The sequence below is a fragment of the Arthrobacter sp. MDB1-55 genome, assembly GCF_059092925.1.
Genome location: NZ_JBNHID010000001.1, coordinates 667478 through 682158, shown reverse-complemented (window position 1 = coordinate 682158; position 14681 = coordinate 667478). Strand labels below are relative to the sequence as shown.

12 protein-coding genes are annotated in these 14681 nt (G+C 60.3%); 6 read left to right on the top strand and 6 right to left on the bottom strand.

From position 1 onward, the window contains the following. Positions 1 to 9: 9 nt before the first annotated feature. The gene (locus AC5RU3_RS03275; protein ID WP_309071275.1) at positions 10 to 540 is read right to left on the bottom strand and encodes a glycosyltransferase family protein; all 531 of its coding nucleotides are present in this window, start codon (positions 538 to 540) and stop codon (positions 10 to 12) included. A gap of 548 nt (positions 541 to 1088) precedes the next feature. Next, on the bottom strand, positions 1089 to 2282 hold the full coding sequence (locus AC5RU3_RS03270) for a glycosyltransferase (protein WP_493964859.1): 1194 nt from the start codon (positions 2280 to 2282) through the stop codon (positions 1089 to 1091). A gap of 23 nt (positions 2283 to 2305) precedes the next feature. On the opposite strand from AC5RU3_RS03270, the gene AC5RU3_RS03265 reads away from it, so the two are divergent. Beyond that, the gene (locus tag AC5RU3_RS03265) at positions 2306 to 4087 is read left to right on the top strand and encodes an ABC transporter ATP-binding protein (protein WP_493964858.1); all 1782 of its coding nucleotides are present in this window, start codon (positions 2306 to 2308) and stop codon (positions 4085 to 4087) included. Here AC5RU3_RS03265 and AC5RU3_RS03260 read toward each other — a convergent pair. Next, positions 4079 to 5068 (bottom strand): glycosyltransferase family protein, encoded by a 990-nt coding sequence (locus tag AC5RU3_RS03260; protein WP_309071278.1) that lies wholly within the window; start codon positions 5066 to 5068, stop codon positions 4079 to 4081. The genes AC5RU3_RS03265 and AC5RU3_RS03260 overlap by 9 nt on opposite strands. 84 nt (positions 5069 to 5152) lie before the next feature. Here AC5RU3_RS03260 and AC5RU3_RS03255 point away from each other — a divergent pair, with 84 nt between their 5' ends. Both AC5RU3_RS03255 and AC5RU3_RS03250 read left to right on the top strand, forming a co-directional pair. Next, positions 5153 to 6496, top strand: a complete 1344-nt coding sequence (locus tag AC5RU3_RS03255) for a glycosyltransferase (protein WP_493964857.1) — start codon at positions 5153 to 5155, stop codon at positions 6494 to 6496. Continuing rightward, entirely contained in the window at positions 6493 to 7008 is a 516-nt protein-coding gene (locus AC5RU3_RS03250; RefSeq protein WP_493964856.1) for a hypothetical protein, read from the top strand. Before AC5RU3_RS03255 ends, AC5RU3_RS03250 begins: the two co-directional genes overlap by 4 nt. Here the strand turns inward: AC5RU3_RS03250 and AC5RU3_RS03245 are convergent. Genes AC5RU3_RS03245 through AC5RU3_RS03235 form a run of 3 tightly spaced genes read right to left on the bottom strand, consistent with a single transcriptional unit; the run spans position 6990 to position 9201 of the window. After that, positions 6990 to 8114: a glycosyltransferase family 4 protein gene (locus AC5RU3_RS03245; protein WP_493964855.1), complete on the bottom strand. Its 1125-nt coding sequence runs from the start codon at positions 8112 to 8114 to the stop codon at positions 6990 to 6992. The genes AC5RU3_RS03250 and AC5RU3_RS03245 overlap by 19 nt on opposite strands. Before the next feature lie 34 nt (positions 8115 to 8148). Further along, positions 8149 to 8517: a DUF2304 domain-containing protein gene (locus AC5RU3_RS03240; protein ID WP_309071282.1), complete on the bottom strand. Its 369-nt coding sequence runs from the start codon at positions 8515 to 8517 to the stop codon at positions 8149 to 8151. A gap of 18 nt (positions 8518 to 8535) precedes the next feature. After that, complete coding sequence (locus AC5RU3_RS03235; protein ID WP_309071283.1) at positions 8536 to 9201, bottom strand: glycosyltransferase family 2 protein; 666 nt, start codon at positions 9199 to 9201, stop codon at positions 8536 to 8538. Positions 9202 to 9356: 155 nt separating this feature from the next. On the opposite strand from AC5RU3_RS03235, the gene AC5RU3_RS03230 reads away from it, so the two are divergent. The 3 genes from AC5RU3_RS03230 (at position 9357) to AC5RU3_RS03220 (ending at position 14675) form a co-directional block, all read left to right on the top strand. Beyond that, complete coding sequence (locus tag AC5RU3_RS03230) at positions 9357 to 10541, top strand: polysaccharide pyruvyl transferase family protein (protein WP_309071284.1); 1185 nt, start codon at positions 9357 to 9359, stop codon at positions 10539 to 10541. Positions 10542 to 10554: 13 nt separating this feature from the next. Beyond that, a complete protein-coding gene (locus AC5RU3_RS03225; RefSeq protein WP_493964854.1) occupies positions 10555 to 12585 on the top strand; it encodes a DUF6541 family protein in 2031 nt (676 codons plus the stop codon). 119 nt (positions 12586 to 12704) lie between these two features. Beyond that, entirely contained in the window at positions 12705 to 14675 is a 1971-nt protein-coding gene (locus tag AC5RU3_RS03220; RefSeq protein ID WP_493964853.1) for a DUF6541 family protein, read from the top strand. The last annotated feature ends 6 nt before the right edge of the window (positions 14676 to 14681 follow it).

The window sequence follows — 14681 nt, the reverse complement described above, 5'->3', positions numbered from 1 at the left end:
ACAGGCGAATCAACGGCCGGCAGCGGACCTGTAGATCGCTGCCAACTGGGGTATCAGCGACTCGGGACCGTGGTGCTGACGAACCCAGGCAGCAGCATTTGAAGCTTGGGCAGCCGCAAGGGGGTCTTCCAGTACTTCGCTAACCCGCGCTACAAGCCCGTCCCGGCCGACATTTGTCGGGAAAGGACTATCAGGATAGTAGTCGTTCCCTACCTCGATCACGGTCGGGGCACCCATCGCTACGGCCTCAAGTTCGCTTGTCGCAAGAATTCCTGACGTTTGTCCGACGACACAGTGGGCCCGGGAGAGCCATTCGAGGAACTGAGCTTTGGGCATACGTGGGACCAACCGAACTCCCAAGGCCCTGGCTTCCTCGGCGCGGCCGCCCCAGTCCAAGCCTTCAAACACGACATCCTTACCAAGTTGCGCCCTCAAATCACGCAGGAGCTCAAGTTGGGCGCTGCCGCCCTTCGACTCATCCCACCGCGACGAGAAAATCACCTTGGGCCCGCCCTCCGGACGCCACATCGGGAGCTCCATGAAGTCAACCGGAATGGGCAGATATGTCGCATCAGGGCGAAGCCGATGGGCGTGTGGACGCAGGTCAGGCGTGGCATAAACCACGTGCGCCGCCCTTCTCGCCCCCCACTCAATTGCCGGTTTGCTTGCCGCTTGATAGGAGAACTTCCTGATATCCGTTCCATGCCAGTGCATAACAAACGGGATATACGGGCGACTGTTGGCCGCGCCGGTACGGGTCCCGAAATGTATATGCATGACGTCGCACTGAACCGCTTCAAGGGTTCTCCGTACACTCCATTGAGCCCTCGTCAGGACGGGGAACGTCGGCTTTCGGTCCAGCGGACGCATGCTTTCAGGAAGCCATGGCCGGTACCGCCAACGGTGTCCTGCCTCCCGACCGTACTTCACCAATGTCTTTCCGACGTCGGCGCAATCGAAGAAGTGAACTACCTTGGGATCGGTTCCCTCGCTGGTCATGGAGCCTAATGTAACGCTGAACGACAGGTTCGTGGGGATGCCCGCCAAGACGGCCTTTGAAGTGTCTGTCGTTGCCAGCAGCGGCCCTGCTAGACGCGTTGTCCTTCAAGATTGAGGATCGAATTCACTGCGTCGGCCCAAGGCCTAATAGCCTGGTCAGCAGATAAGGAATGGGCAGCGGCGTGGCTGTTCGCTTTGAACCTATTGACGTCAGCAGCGGAGAGCGATCGGATTGCCGCCCGGAGGGACTCGGAGGTGAAGTCGTCGGAGACCACTCCCAGATCATGTTCACGAACGACCCTTGCCATCTCTGGAGACGGGCCGATCACTACGGCAAGGCGCGCTTGAACATACTCGAACAATTTATTGGGAAGCGCCATTTCGTAGTTGAAGTTCGTCGGCGGGAGGAGAAATATCCCTGCATCGTACTCGCTCAAGGTGGAGACCAGATCCTTGAAGGGGACAGGGTCACGGAAACGAACATTCTCTATTCCTTCGGCGTGAGCCTTCAATGACTCGACAGTTCCCTCGCCGGTAGGCATGAGCATGAGGTCCAGGGTCGCGTTCTCAAGTCCCCGCATCGCATCAATCATCAAATCAATTCGCCTAGCGGGATTTGCCCCGCCGCTGTGAACGAGGCGGAGCGGAGTGCGGACCGCAGACGGTTGCAGATCAGCGTACTCGGACGCGTTCATAACGACGCTTGCCTCAATGCCATAGTCACTGCGATAGCGGTCTGCTATGCCCTGGCATACCGTGGAGACCGATTTGGCGCCATGCACTTGCCGCAACTGCCATCGGAGGTAGGGCAATCCCATCAGTGTCCAGTTGAATCCACGTCCCGGCAGTCTAGGTTCCCACTCGTGCAGGTCAGCATGGAAGCCTTTAACTGGTTCGAGCAGTGCGGCAAGAGGAACCGTATTGAGATCGTTCGCGATGATGACATCGAAGGTCCCCTTCGGTACAAGATTCAAGGCGGCACGAACCCTGGGCTCATTCCGGTAGAAAGCTTCGAATCGTCGTCCCAGCAGCAAGGCACCCGCCATGCGCACCTCAGATGGCCACCATCCGATGGCATCTTCAGCGATCTCATAGTGCTCCTGAACGCCATCGGGCGCGGGCCCAAAGCCACACGTTGAAATCTCGTATGAATCACTCAACAGCGCAAGCTGGCGGAGAACACGCGGATCTCGTCTCAGTGGTGAAAAACAAAGGATCAGCAGACGGGGTTTCATGGCAACCAGCCTAGCGTTCACAAGTTCGCGCACCGTACCTGCAAGCATGGGTCGAGTATTCTGAAGCAGGAATGAAAAATTTATTCAAGATTCTTCGGCCGCTTCTTGCAACACTCCCAGCGGGAAGCAGACGCTTTCTGCTGGGGTACGGGCTCGCAAGTGCGTGCCTGGCCGTCCTAGACATGGTCGCTCTTGGCACGATCGCGCTCCTGCTTCCTTCACTTGTCAGCGGCAGTGCTGTGGTCCTCCCCGTGCTGGGTGACGTATCCAACTTCGTCCTCCCAATACTGGTCGCGGTATGCGTACTCATCATTCTCAAAGGTGTTCTTGCGGTTGTTCTCCTACGGTTGGCCACCGCAAGGTTCGCGCAACATGAAGTTTCCATCGGAAACCAGCTGTTCGCTTCCTACCTGTCCTCTCCCTGGTCCGAACGTCTGAAAAAGAACTCGAGTGAACTCGTTCGCATGGTCGATGTAGGCGTTGGCATCACCGTCTCTGGCGTGCTGATTCCCGCGATGACTCTCTTCGGCGAGTTCGGAACGCTCATCGCGGTCATCGTCGTCCTTTTCGTGGCGGAACCGGTGATCGCGGTTGTTACGCTTGTCTACCTCGGGCTCGTCGCCCTTGTTTTGGCAAGGATCATCTCGCCACGGGCGGTGCAAGCGGGCAGAGACAACCGACTCTGGTCAAGCAAGACCGTCATGATGCTCACCGAAGCTATGAACACCCTTAAGGAACTGACTTTAGCTGGGCGCGCTCCCGATGTGCAGGAACGGGTAAACGAGACGCGGACCAGGAGTTCGAAGGCTCGTGCGCAGTCGATCTTCCTTAGTCAGGTACCGCGATACGTCCTCGAGACAGCGCTTATCGTCGGCTTCGCGCTCGTTGGGGGTGTAGGACTTGCGATTGGCGGCCCCGAAGGTGCCGTCAGCGCTGTCGGGCTGTTCGCCGTGGCGGGTTTCAGACTCGTGCCGTCGCTGACCCGACTCCAGGCCGTGCAATCACAAGCGAATTCGAGCGCTTCTTTTGCCAACAACGTCATGCGCGACATTCGTGCAGGAGAGGAGCTCCTCGCGGCTCGGAAACGAGATCGTCCGCAGCAAAAACTCAGCTCCGGCAAATTGGATATCCAATTGCGGGACGTCAGTTTCACCTACCCCAATTCAGACTCCCCGGCTCTCGACGATGTGACGATAACGATTCCTGCTGGTGCTCACGTCGCTTTTGTGGGCTCATCCGGCGCGGGCAAGTCAACAATCGTGGACTTGCTGCTCGGACTACTTGAGCCCAGCAGCGGTTACCTCGAAGTGGGGGGTACACGCATGGAGTTCGTGTTGGATGACTGGCGGAAGCGGATCGGATATGTCCCACAGGAGGTATCCCTCTTTGATGCAACCGTCGGTCAGAACGTAGCGCTCACGTGGAATCCTTCCAATGTTGATAGGGCAAAGGTCGAGACGGCTCTACGGCGTGCTCAGCTCTTGGAAACGATTAGAAGCCGCCCTGACGGAATCGACGCTATGGTGGCCGAGCGCGGACTCTCACTTTCGGGGGGTCAGAGACAACGACTGGGAATAGCTCGCGCTTTATACAACAATCCCAACGTCCTTGTTATGGATGAAGCCACCAGCGCACTTGATACCTCAACAGAAGCGGCAGTCACCACCGCGATCAACGAACTCCACGGAGAAGTCACCGTAATTACGGTGGCGCACCGACTTTCAACGATCAGGACCGCCGATATCGTTTTCTTCATGAAGGACGGGCGTGTCGAGGCCCAAGGGTCCTTCCATGAGGTCGTTGCGCAGGTTCCCGATTTCGCGCGCCAGGCTGCTCTAGCAGGATTAAGCTAGCTCGCGGTAGATAGCAGCGAGGCGCTCCACAGCAACATCTGGAGAATGATGTGCTTCGATCCACCGCCGGGCCTGGAGCTTCTCCGACATTGCAACCGGGTCACAAACAGCACTAGACACTTTGTCTGCGATTTCCTCGGGCGTATCCCCGCCAAGTACGGGAATGGGTGGTGGGTAAAATCCGCTGTCGACCGGAGCCGCCAGCGGAACCCCGATCGCCATCGCTTGCAACTCGCTCATCGCCAGAATTCCGGAGGTTTGCCCGACAACACAGTGCGCGCGGGAGAGCCATTCCAGGTACCTGTCCTTGGGCATCTTCGGGACGAGCTCAGCTCCTCGAGCTCGTGCTTCAGCGGCACGATCGCCCCAATCAAGGCCCTGAATACGCACTTCAGGACCCATTGCCCGACGGACCGCTGACAGCAACTCGAGTTGCCGCTCTCCGCCCTTCGAGCTTTCCCATCGGGATGAGAACGCTACGACAGGTTCACTTGTCGGTTTCCACGTGGGCACTTCAGCCAGATTGACCGGGTTCGGGAGATAGATTGCGTCACCACGCGCTGCCTCAGCGTGCGGCTTCAAATCGGGCGTGGAATACAGCACAGCAGCTGCGTTGTCCGCGCCCCACTGAATCTTCTCCCGCTGCGAAGGGTCATAGTAGAAGGTCCGAATATCAGTGCCGTGGTAATGGACGACGAAGGGCCGGCGCGGCCGCTTCGTAACAACGTCCAGCCTGGTGCCGAAGTGAATGTGCAGCAGGTCAGAATTGGCACTGTCAAGCCAGCGCCGGGCAGTCCAGCCTGCTATCCCGGAAGCCCTTCGGAGCGATCCCAAAACGTTGGGCCCATCAGCAGCCGTATCCCGTGCGGGCAGGTACCGCCATGGCCGACCTGCGGCCCGGCCATACTCAACGAGTGTCGCGCCGACGTCGGCGCAGTCGTAGAGGTGAAGTGCGCGGGGCTCATGGGTGCCAGAGAACATAGTCCGAACCTAGCAGAGGTGTTTGGTGCCGTGGTTCTGCCCCGATGTAGAGTTGCTAGCGGCCTAGCCGAGGGAGATAACTGGATGTCCGCTGAGAAAAGACCCCATCTGCTTTATGTCGCGTGGGGGTATCCCCCTTCTCGAGGTGCAGGCGTGTATCGCGCGCTCGCCACCGCAAACGCATTCGTTCGCCATGGATGGGATGTCACCGTTCTCACTGCAAGTCGCGAGGTCTTCGAGTATCAGACCGGCACCGACACAGAGCTTGAGAAGAACGTCGATCCAAGGGTGAACGTAGTACGGGTGCCGTTCAGTTGGATCCGTGGTGAGCCGGATCTGTCCAAGTGGTCCCGCGGCCGAGTGGCATCGAATCTCCTGTGGACTTACCTACGCGCGCAGAAGGACCGTATCTCCTTCCCTGAACCGGTATACGGAGGGTGGAAGAGCGCACTGCTGAGTGCGACGGACGAGGTGCACCGGAACCATCCTGTGGACCTCGTCATTGGTACGGCGAATCCTAACGTTGACTTCATTCCCGGTTGGCACCTTTTCAAGAAGGCCGGAGTCCCATACGTCATGGACTATCGGGACACCTGGCATTTGGATGTGTACCAGGACAAGCGTCTCGGATCAGTGCGCTCGCGCTCCGCACGGGCTGAGCGGCGCCTTTTGGCCCATGCTGCGGAGGCATGGTTCGTCAACGCCCCTATTCGCGACTGGCACGAGCGCGAGTATGCTCCGCGTGCATCCAATTACCACGTTGTCGCGAACGCTTTCGAGGAGGAGTTTGCTGATCAGTTCCGTGGCATGAAGCCTGCCTCCGTCGACCCATTCGATAGCGGTCTTGTATTTGGCTACCTCGGTACGATCTACGGTCCGATGCCGCTGCGTGAGTCGCTGAACGGCTGGAGGCTCGCCCGCGAAAAATCGGAGCTTGTCAGAGCGTCCCGTCTCATCATCAGGGGACGTCTTGGGCACTATTCCGAGCCTGATCCCAAAGTTCTCTCGCTTCTCGACGAGTATCGGGATGTTGGTGTCACTTATGAAGGTCCTGTCAGCAAAACGGAGGTGGCCGCCGTTTACAAGACATTTGATGCCTTGTTGCTCATTCTCGGACGAAGCAAGTATGTAACCAGTGGAAAGGTGTTTGAGTACGCTGCGACCGGACTCCCCATAGCATCACTGCACCATCCGGAGACCGCTGCAACCACTGTTCTCGAGGGACGGCAGGATTGGTTTGCCCTTAGCGAGGTTAGCGCCGAAAGTGCTTGCGAAGTATTCCTTCAAACGGCGGATCGCGCGGCGTCGATGACAGAAGATGATTACGCGAAAAACCAAAAGTGGGCGGCTCACCTCTCCAGAGAGAAACAACTCCTCCCTCGCATTCAGCACCTGCGCTCGCTCATCGGAAAGGACAGCGGCTCGTGAACGCCCAGCTTAAGGTTGTCGCGATCATCGGATCCCCGACGGATCCCGACCAGTTGCTTCGCTCCGGATTGGGTGAAGCGTCTCTCGAGGAAGAACTTGAGAGAGTTTCTCAGCGCGATGTAGCCGTGCGTCTCGTTAGCTGGCTGCCCTCCCGGGACATTCCGGAAGGCGTAGTCGTAGGCACGCCCCAGCGGGCCCCGCTGGTGGATCGTCTGCTTGCGCGCATCGGAGCCGGGAAGCTCCAGCGGGTGCTCCAGCGTTATCCCGCTGGTCGGTTGCTGAACTCCCTGGGACCGCTGGACCAGTCCCGAGTTTTCTGGCGGGCCGTGCGAGAAAACAAGAGCGCACTGTCAGTCCTCGATGCGGCCGACGTGCTCATTGCAGTTGACCTGTCGGCAGTGCGAACAGCCTGGATTACAAGTCGTCGCAATCCATCCGTCGACGCGTACTACGGACTTGCCTCAACGCTGAAGGTCTTTGCCACACGATTCGCTCACAAAACGTCGTCGTAGTGATCAGCCAGCTCAGCGCAACTCTTGTGCAGGCTTCGTTCTTCGACCGTGAACCTCCGTGCGGCTGCGGACATTGCACGGTACTCATCGGGTGGAAGCCCCAGCATCTGCTTGATCGCATCCGCTAGCGCTTCGGTGTTGCCTTCTTCAACCAGCACGCCGGTTGTGCCGTCGACGATCATTTCACTCAAGCCCCCGCAATTGTTGGCGATGACGGGGGTTCCACATGCGGCAGCTTCCAGGGCAACAAGTCCCGCGGCCTCGCGCCATCCGTTGTGCGTCCGGCTGGGGACAGCGAGTGCCTTTGCGTCCCGCAACAGCTTCCGAACTGCTGCGCGGTCCTGGGAACCGACGAGCTCGACCCGAGGATCAGATGCAGTTGTCTGCCGGATATGCTCGCCGAGCTCACCATCTCCTGCAATCACCAATCGGTGCGGTACTTGTAGTTGCACGGACGAAGATGCGCGAAGGAGGTCCCTGACTCCCTTCCGTTCGCTCAACCCACCGACGAAGAGCAGGACAGGCTCTTCGTCTGTCTGAGCCCGATCAACCGCGTCATCCGGCGTGAAGTAATCGGTGTCGATACCCTGATAGTGCACCTCGAGCTTTTGCCGATCCAATCCGGCGGCGACAGCCTCTCCGGCAAGGAAATTACTTACGGCAAGGAGCTTGCCGCTTTGCTCGTTGGCCGCACTGATATTGCGATGATGCCACCTGGCCATCGCGGTCGAAGCCTGACGTCCGAAGGCGAAAACGTCGGCACCATGAAGAGTGGTCACCAGCGGAATACGTGAGCTTTTTGCCGCCCGTGTGGCCGGCAGAGCCCAGGTACCGAAATGCTGGTGGATGAGATGGGGCTGGAATTTGGTGACCGCGTGCACCATCGCGGGAATGAACGCAGGCATGATGACTTCTCGCTTGCGAAACCCAAGCCGGCGCAGAGGTACGAAGTCGTGGACCGGAACTCGTGTTGCGGCCTGGACGTCTGCTACCAGACAAAACATCTCGAACTCGTGCTCTCCGGCCATCAGCTCGGCATGAGTCAGGGCGAAATACGTCGGGGGAACGCGCAGCGTCCCCTTGGTGACAGCGACTTTCACACGCACCCCATCCTTGTGAAGGCAGCCATTGATACGCGGCCTAGACTGCCGGTCCGATATGGCTGTCGGAAGACTTCTTGCTCTCCCATGGCCGAACGGCTTCATCCAACGCCACACGGCGCGCGAGCTTGGTTATCGACGCCTCCGTATGCCGGAAGCGTTGGTGCGTTGTCGACATGTAGACGAGGAAACTGACGATGAAGGCGTACAGGACCAGGTCGGTGCCGCGACCAATCCCGAGCAGGTGAGCAGCCTCTGTCAACAATGACGGGAAGAATATGGAGAGTGCCGCGGTCAGCGCGAAGAGCAGGACCATGATCCTGCGAACAGCCATGTGCTTTGCATTTGACCCGCCGCGGATCAACACCAGCGAGACGATGGCGACGGCAAGGACCAGCAAGATTTGCACGATGAATAGCACGTTAGATCACCTAAAAAGTAGGTCAGCAATGATGTTGACCGAATTGAGGAGGGACTGTCCCTTGGACTTCGAATAGTCCGTGTAAATAATCTGGACCGGATGTTCGGTCCAGCGTGGTTTCAGCACGGCCAGCAACTGCACGAGCTCGGACGCATGCGCCATCCGGTTCTGCGTCAGATGGATATTGGACGTGACGCTGCGTGAAAATGCCCGGAGCCCGTTGTGCGCGTCAGTCAGCGGCATCCCGGTTGTGAGGCGGGTCTGAAATGCTGCGGTCCGCAGGACCAAGCGCTTCAACCACCCAATATTAGTGCGGTTATCCAGGAACCTGGAACCCAGTACAACCTCCGCCTCGCCCGAGTTGAGCCGTGCGACCATCGCCATCGCGTCCTCGACCCGGTGCTGGCCGTCCGCGTCGAAAGTGACCACGCTGGTCATCTCCGGATCCGAGAGCGCGTACTCGAACCCGGTCTGCAGGGCGGCTCCCTGGCCCAGATTGACCGGGTGCTGAACAACGACGGCCCCCGCCTCGCGGGCAGCCTCTGCCGAAGTGTCGGAGCTGCCGTCGTCGACACAAACCACATAGGGAAAGTACGGAAGCAGTCCCCGGACAACCTCGCCAATTACGGGGGCTTCGTTGTAGAGGGGAATGACGATCCAGGTGCGACTCACCCAGCAAGTATCCCATAGCAGGCACCCCTCCCTCCGAAGGCCGCCCTAGCCGAACGCATGCAAGCTCCCGCGGTTACGGATGACGGCGGTTCTTCCAGCAGCGACGTCGTGCCGGCACACCAAGCGGCGTACGTGCGCTGCGCTAAGGTCTTTCTATGAATCGCAAGCCCCTCTATCTTGTCGGCCCGTCGGGACACCCGAATTTCGGCGACGAGTTCATCACGGCGTCCTGGCTCCGATTCCTTGCAGCTGAAAGGCCCGACGACGATGTCTGGCTCGATTGCCCGCACCCCGGTTCGGCGCAAATCCTCTTTGCCGGCCTTCATCCGCGTCTGCACATCACGAATACGCTGTGGCGGTGCGCGGCCGAGAACCAGGATCTGCCGGCATCCGAACTCACGGAACGGATGATGTCGCTGGTAACCGACCTCGGTTCCCCTTCCTTCGACCTGGGTCTGCTGATGCTGCGTGAGGCGGCCTCGCTCCATCTGATTGGCGGCGGTTACATCAACGGCATGTGGGCTCATCACGCGGCCCTCATCTACGGGATGCGTGCCGTACACAATCTGACGGGTGCCCCGCTATACGGGACCGGTCTTGGGCTCATGCCGGGTCTCTTTGACGAACCTGCCAATCGCACCCTGTTCGACGATTTCGCGCATGCAACCGCTCGGGATGCGGCGAGTTCGGACGCGTACGGGCTCGCTCAGACTCCAGACGATGCGTTTCTTGGGATAAAGCGCGAACTTGGGAGAAACCAGCGCGACGGCGTTTTCGTATGCATTCAGAGCGACACGGCCGATCCCGGCCTGGCGGACAGCGCGATCGCCACCGCGCGGGCCATCCTCGAGCCCATGGTTGCTGCCGGACGTTCCATCCATTACGTGGAAGCGGTTCCGGGAGCAGACCGCGTCGCGTTCGATCGCCTCGCTGAAATCATTCCCGCTGAGAACTTTCTGTCCTTCGCGGAAATCTGGCAGCAAGGGCTACCGCTGTCCGGACGGCAGACATGGATCACCACGCGGTTCCATTTTCATCTTCTGGCGGCAGCGGCAGGAGCGGACGGCGTCGCGCTACCCGTCAAGCCCGGCTATTACGACGTAAAGCACCAATCTCTCATTGATTTGGGGAGCCGGTGGAGCCTGGGAGGCGGTCATGCGAACAACAGCCCGGAAGGCGCCGGATCACTTGCCCTGCGACTTGACGAGCTCAGTGTGCTCAAGGAGTCCGAAGCGCGGGAGCTCTACGGCCAGCAAAGCCCCGCGCCGGCGCTCCGCGGTCCGTTGACCCGGTTCGGACGGTCCGCGGGCAGGTCGCTGGGCAGCCGGCTTCGTCGATGAGCCCTGCCTCCTGATGCTGCAGGAAATCGTTCACCTGGCAGCACTAGTGCCTGTGGGTTTGATCGCCGCCGCAATTCTCGTTGTGCCTGGTCTACTAGTCCTGCTGCCTCTTGGCACCTCTCTGCCGTCTGCCCTGGTTCTTGCGCCCGCTGTCGGGCTTGTCCCCTTGAGCGTCGCCGGCGTCGTGCTCGGAGTGCTGGATATTCCGTGGAACCTCACGACGGCGGCACTCGCCACGGCGGTCACTTTCGGTATCTTTTGGCCGGTTGGACGGCGGTTCCGGTTCGAACGGAAAGCGGTACCCGACTACGGGTGGCTGTTCGTTTCGGCTCTTGGTGCCGCCGTCGCCGCTTCATCATTGTTGACGGTGGTCGCGCTCCATAGGGGCATGGGAAGCGTGGACACCGCGTCACAGGGCTGGGACCCGATCTTCCACATGAACGCTGTCCAGTGGATACGCGAGTCCGGACAAGCCACTCCCTGGAGCGTGTCCCCTATTTTCGCTGCAGGCGGCAGCTACTACCCCGTCGGCTGGCATGTGGTGGTATCGCTGATACCGGATGACGTTGTTACAGCCTCCAACATCTTGACGCTCGTCATCGGTGGGCTCCTCTGGCCGGCCGGGCTTGCCTACCTGGCGTCGGTGATTTTCCCTGAACGCCGCGGCATCTGGCTTCTTGCCCCAGTCCTCGGTGCCTCGTATCTCAGCTTTCCCTTCGCCCAGCTCATGCGCAGCGGACAGTGGCCCAACGGCCTCGGCACTGCCCTTGTGCCTGCCGCTCTAGCCATACTCATTCTCGCCCTGCGGCTGCTGCGCACATCCCACCGGGAACGTCTTGCCGCGCAGGAATTCTGGCAGCGAAGAGTGCTCCCGACTGTGCTGGTAGCCGTCCTCACCCTGGCGGGCGCCGCGGCTGCCCATCCGGGCGCGGTGATGGCCGTCGCGGTGGCGGCGGGGCCTTTTGTGGTCGCCTATGGTGTCCCGTGGCTCGGCAGGGCCTTTCGGCACCACCGGAAGAGTGCCGTTATCTCGGCGATTGCCGGAGTTGGGCTCTTCATCACAGCGACAGCCGTCCTGGGGCAGTCCCGCCTGCTGGAGTCTGTGATGAGCTACAACCGATCCGTCCGGGCAGAGCTTCCGGAAGCGGTGCCCTTCGCGGTCTTCGATCTGGCGACCTTCCCCGTGCTGCAGCCGCCGGACATCGACGGGTTCAACCTCTACGTTGGACTCCTGGCAGCGGTGGGCGCGCTTGCCTGCCTGATCCTTCGGGGCCACCGCGCACTGGCAGTGGCCTGGATATTCTTCGTGCTCCTTCACATTCTTGCCGCGGGGCCCGAGAATCCTGCCCGGTGGCTGACAGGCTTCTGGTACAAGGACACACAGCGGATCGCTCCGATGATTGCCATGACAGGCGCCCTTCTGGCCGCCTGGGCCGTGGACCAGCTCGCGCGGGGCACGGCCCGGGTAGTACAGCGCGCAATGGAAGGCAGAAGCGCCCGTGCACATCGGCTCACCTCCGGCTACACCGCCGCTGCTACCGCCCTCCTGCTCATCGCCGTGATCTACGTGGCGTCCGACAATTTCCGCGCTGCCGAGCGGATCGCTGTGACTGCGAGGAACTATAGCGTTGACGCCAGCGGTATGGGCGTCCTCACCGTAGGAGAGCAGGATTTCATCGAGGAGGCGTCTCGCCTTCTACCTGACGACGCCGTCGTCATTGGGGATCCGTTCAATGGCGAAACCTACTTCTACACGCTCGGGCAGAGCCGGGTGGTGTACACCCAGCTTGGCTCAGCCACCTCGGGCAACGAAGCCAAGGAGTACCTGCGCACCTCGTTCAACGGGATTCATTCCGACCCGGCTGTGTGCCACGCGCTCAGCACGCTTGGGGCGACCCACTTCTACGAGGATCAGCCGGGGATGTCACACGCCAGCGACGGCCTTGCCGACTGGCCGGGTTTCTACGGCACGAACACCGCCCAGGGCTTCGAAGTTGTACACAGGCAGGGACCACACACCCTGTACAAGATCACCGCCTGCTGATTCAACCGTCGCCCTTGCGCGTCAATCCATCGTGATAGTGTCGATGGGTTCGCCAGCTTGGGTTTTTGTCCCTGATGCTCGCGCCGACCACGTCTTCTAAGATTCCGCAGGAGTACTAAATGTCCTGGTGGGCTGCCCTGCCGGCGATCGCTACGGCGATCGCCTTACTTTTGATACCTGGACTTCTGTTTTCGGCAGCGCTGCGCGCACGTGGACCCCTCGCGGTGGGCCTGGTGCCGATGTTCTCGGTGGCGCTTGCCGGTGTGACAGGCATCGTGGCAGCTTTCCTGGGGCTGGAGTGGTCGGTTTTGACCTTTCTGCTCCTGAGCCTCGTGCTGTGCGCTATCGCCTTCGGAGTAACCAGGCTGGTTGATGCACGGTTTACCCGCACTTTTTCCCCGCGGTTGGACCGGTTTTCGGTGACAGCTGGGCTCGTCGGACTGGCCATCGGCGGGGCGGCTTCCGTGTACAACATTTCTCGGGCACTCGGGGCCCCGGACAATATTGCGCAACGCTACGACAACGTCTATCACCTGAACGCGGTGAGGTATGTCCTGGAGGAAGGCCAGGCATCGAGCCTCACCCTCGGACGCATGGTCAACCCCGACGCCGGTATAGCCATTTACCCTGCGGCCTGGCACAGCTTCGCCTCGATCGTTGCACAGCTGAGCGGCCAGTCGATCCCTGTGGCGATCAATGCCTTCAACATCGTTATCTGCTCGCTGGTCTGGCCCCTCAGCGCGGTCCTGCTTACCCGGGTCATCGTCGGCCCGCGGCCGTTCGCGGTCCTCTTTGCCGGCATCTTCGCGGCAGCATTTCCCGCGTTCCCCCTGGGTCTGCTCGACTTCGGTCCCCTCTACCCGAATCTGCTCTCCTATTCGATCCTTCCGGCTGTCCTTGCCGTCGTCGTATCCGTCCTGAAGTCACCCGGCGGCTTGGGGTTCAGTCCGATGGGCTCTTTCATAGCCCTTGCCGCCGGCCTGTCAGGTTTGTTCACCGCTCAACCGAACGGCTTTTCGGCGTTGCTGGCCCTCAGCGTGCCACCCCTCGTGTGGAAATGGTGGACTTGGGCGCGGACGAGATATCGGACCGGCGCCGCCCGGTCACTGGTGGTTCCCGGCGTCGTCGCGGTCATGACAGCAACAGCTTTCCTTGCCCTTTGGCGGGCGTTGCTCATCACTGGCTATGACAATTGGCTACCATTCAATGACAGCCGTTGGGATGCGATCGGTGAGGCGCTCACCAGCGCACCGCACGGGCGCGATGCCGCCGTGGTTCTAGGCATCGCCACCGCGGCCGGGATAGTCGGCATCCTGAAAGGGAGAGCCCCGCTCTGGTTGATCGGCGTGTTCGCGGTCGCCGTTCTGCTCTATGTGATCGCGGCAAGCGAGCCTCGTGGCTTTGTCCGCATGGCATTAACTGGATCCTGGTACCAGGATCCGCAGCGGCTGGCCTCCCTTCTGCCGATCCCGACCATCGTTGTTGCGGCTTTCGGAGCGGCCTACCTCCTCACCGGCGGGCGTCGTCTCGTGCAGTGCGTCCTCAATGCTGGATCCTCACGCCGAAGGGCGTCAGTAATACTTGCGGGAATGCTGACCCTGGCTTTCGTCGCCCTGGGCGCGTTATATAGTCAGCGCGGACCAATCGACCAGATGGTCGTCGCCACCCATCTGAACCACACATACGCGGGCAATCCCACTATTCTCTCGCCCGCCGAGCGCGAGCTGCTCGAGCGCCTAGACGAGGTTGTTCCGGACGATGCGGTAGTCGGTGTCAATCCCTGGAATGGAAGCGCTCTGGCCTATGCGTTCAGCGGGACCGAGGTCACCCAGTACCACATGGGAAAACTGTCGACGAATTTGTCACTCATTGCACGTGAGCTGGACTCGGCTGGCGCTGCGTCGGAGGCGTGTGCCGTAGCTGAGGAACTGGGAGTCAAGTATGTCCTCGACTTCGGTGATTATTACCTGCTGGATCGTCCGCTGGCACACTCCTACCCGGCCTTTGATGAAGTCGATGGCGCTACCAACTATGAACTGGTGGACGAAGAAGGAGATGCCAAACTCTATCAAGTGACCAATTGCGGCTAGCGCCGA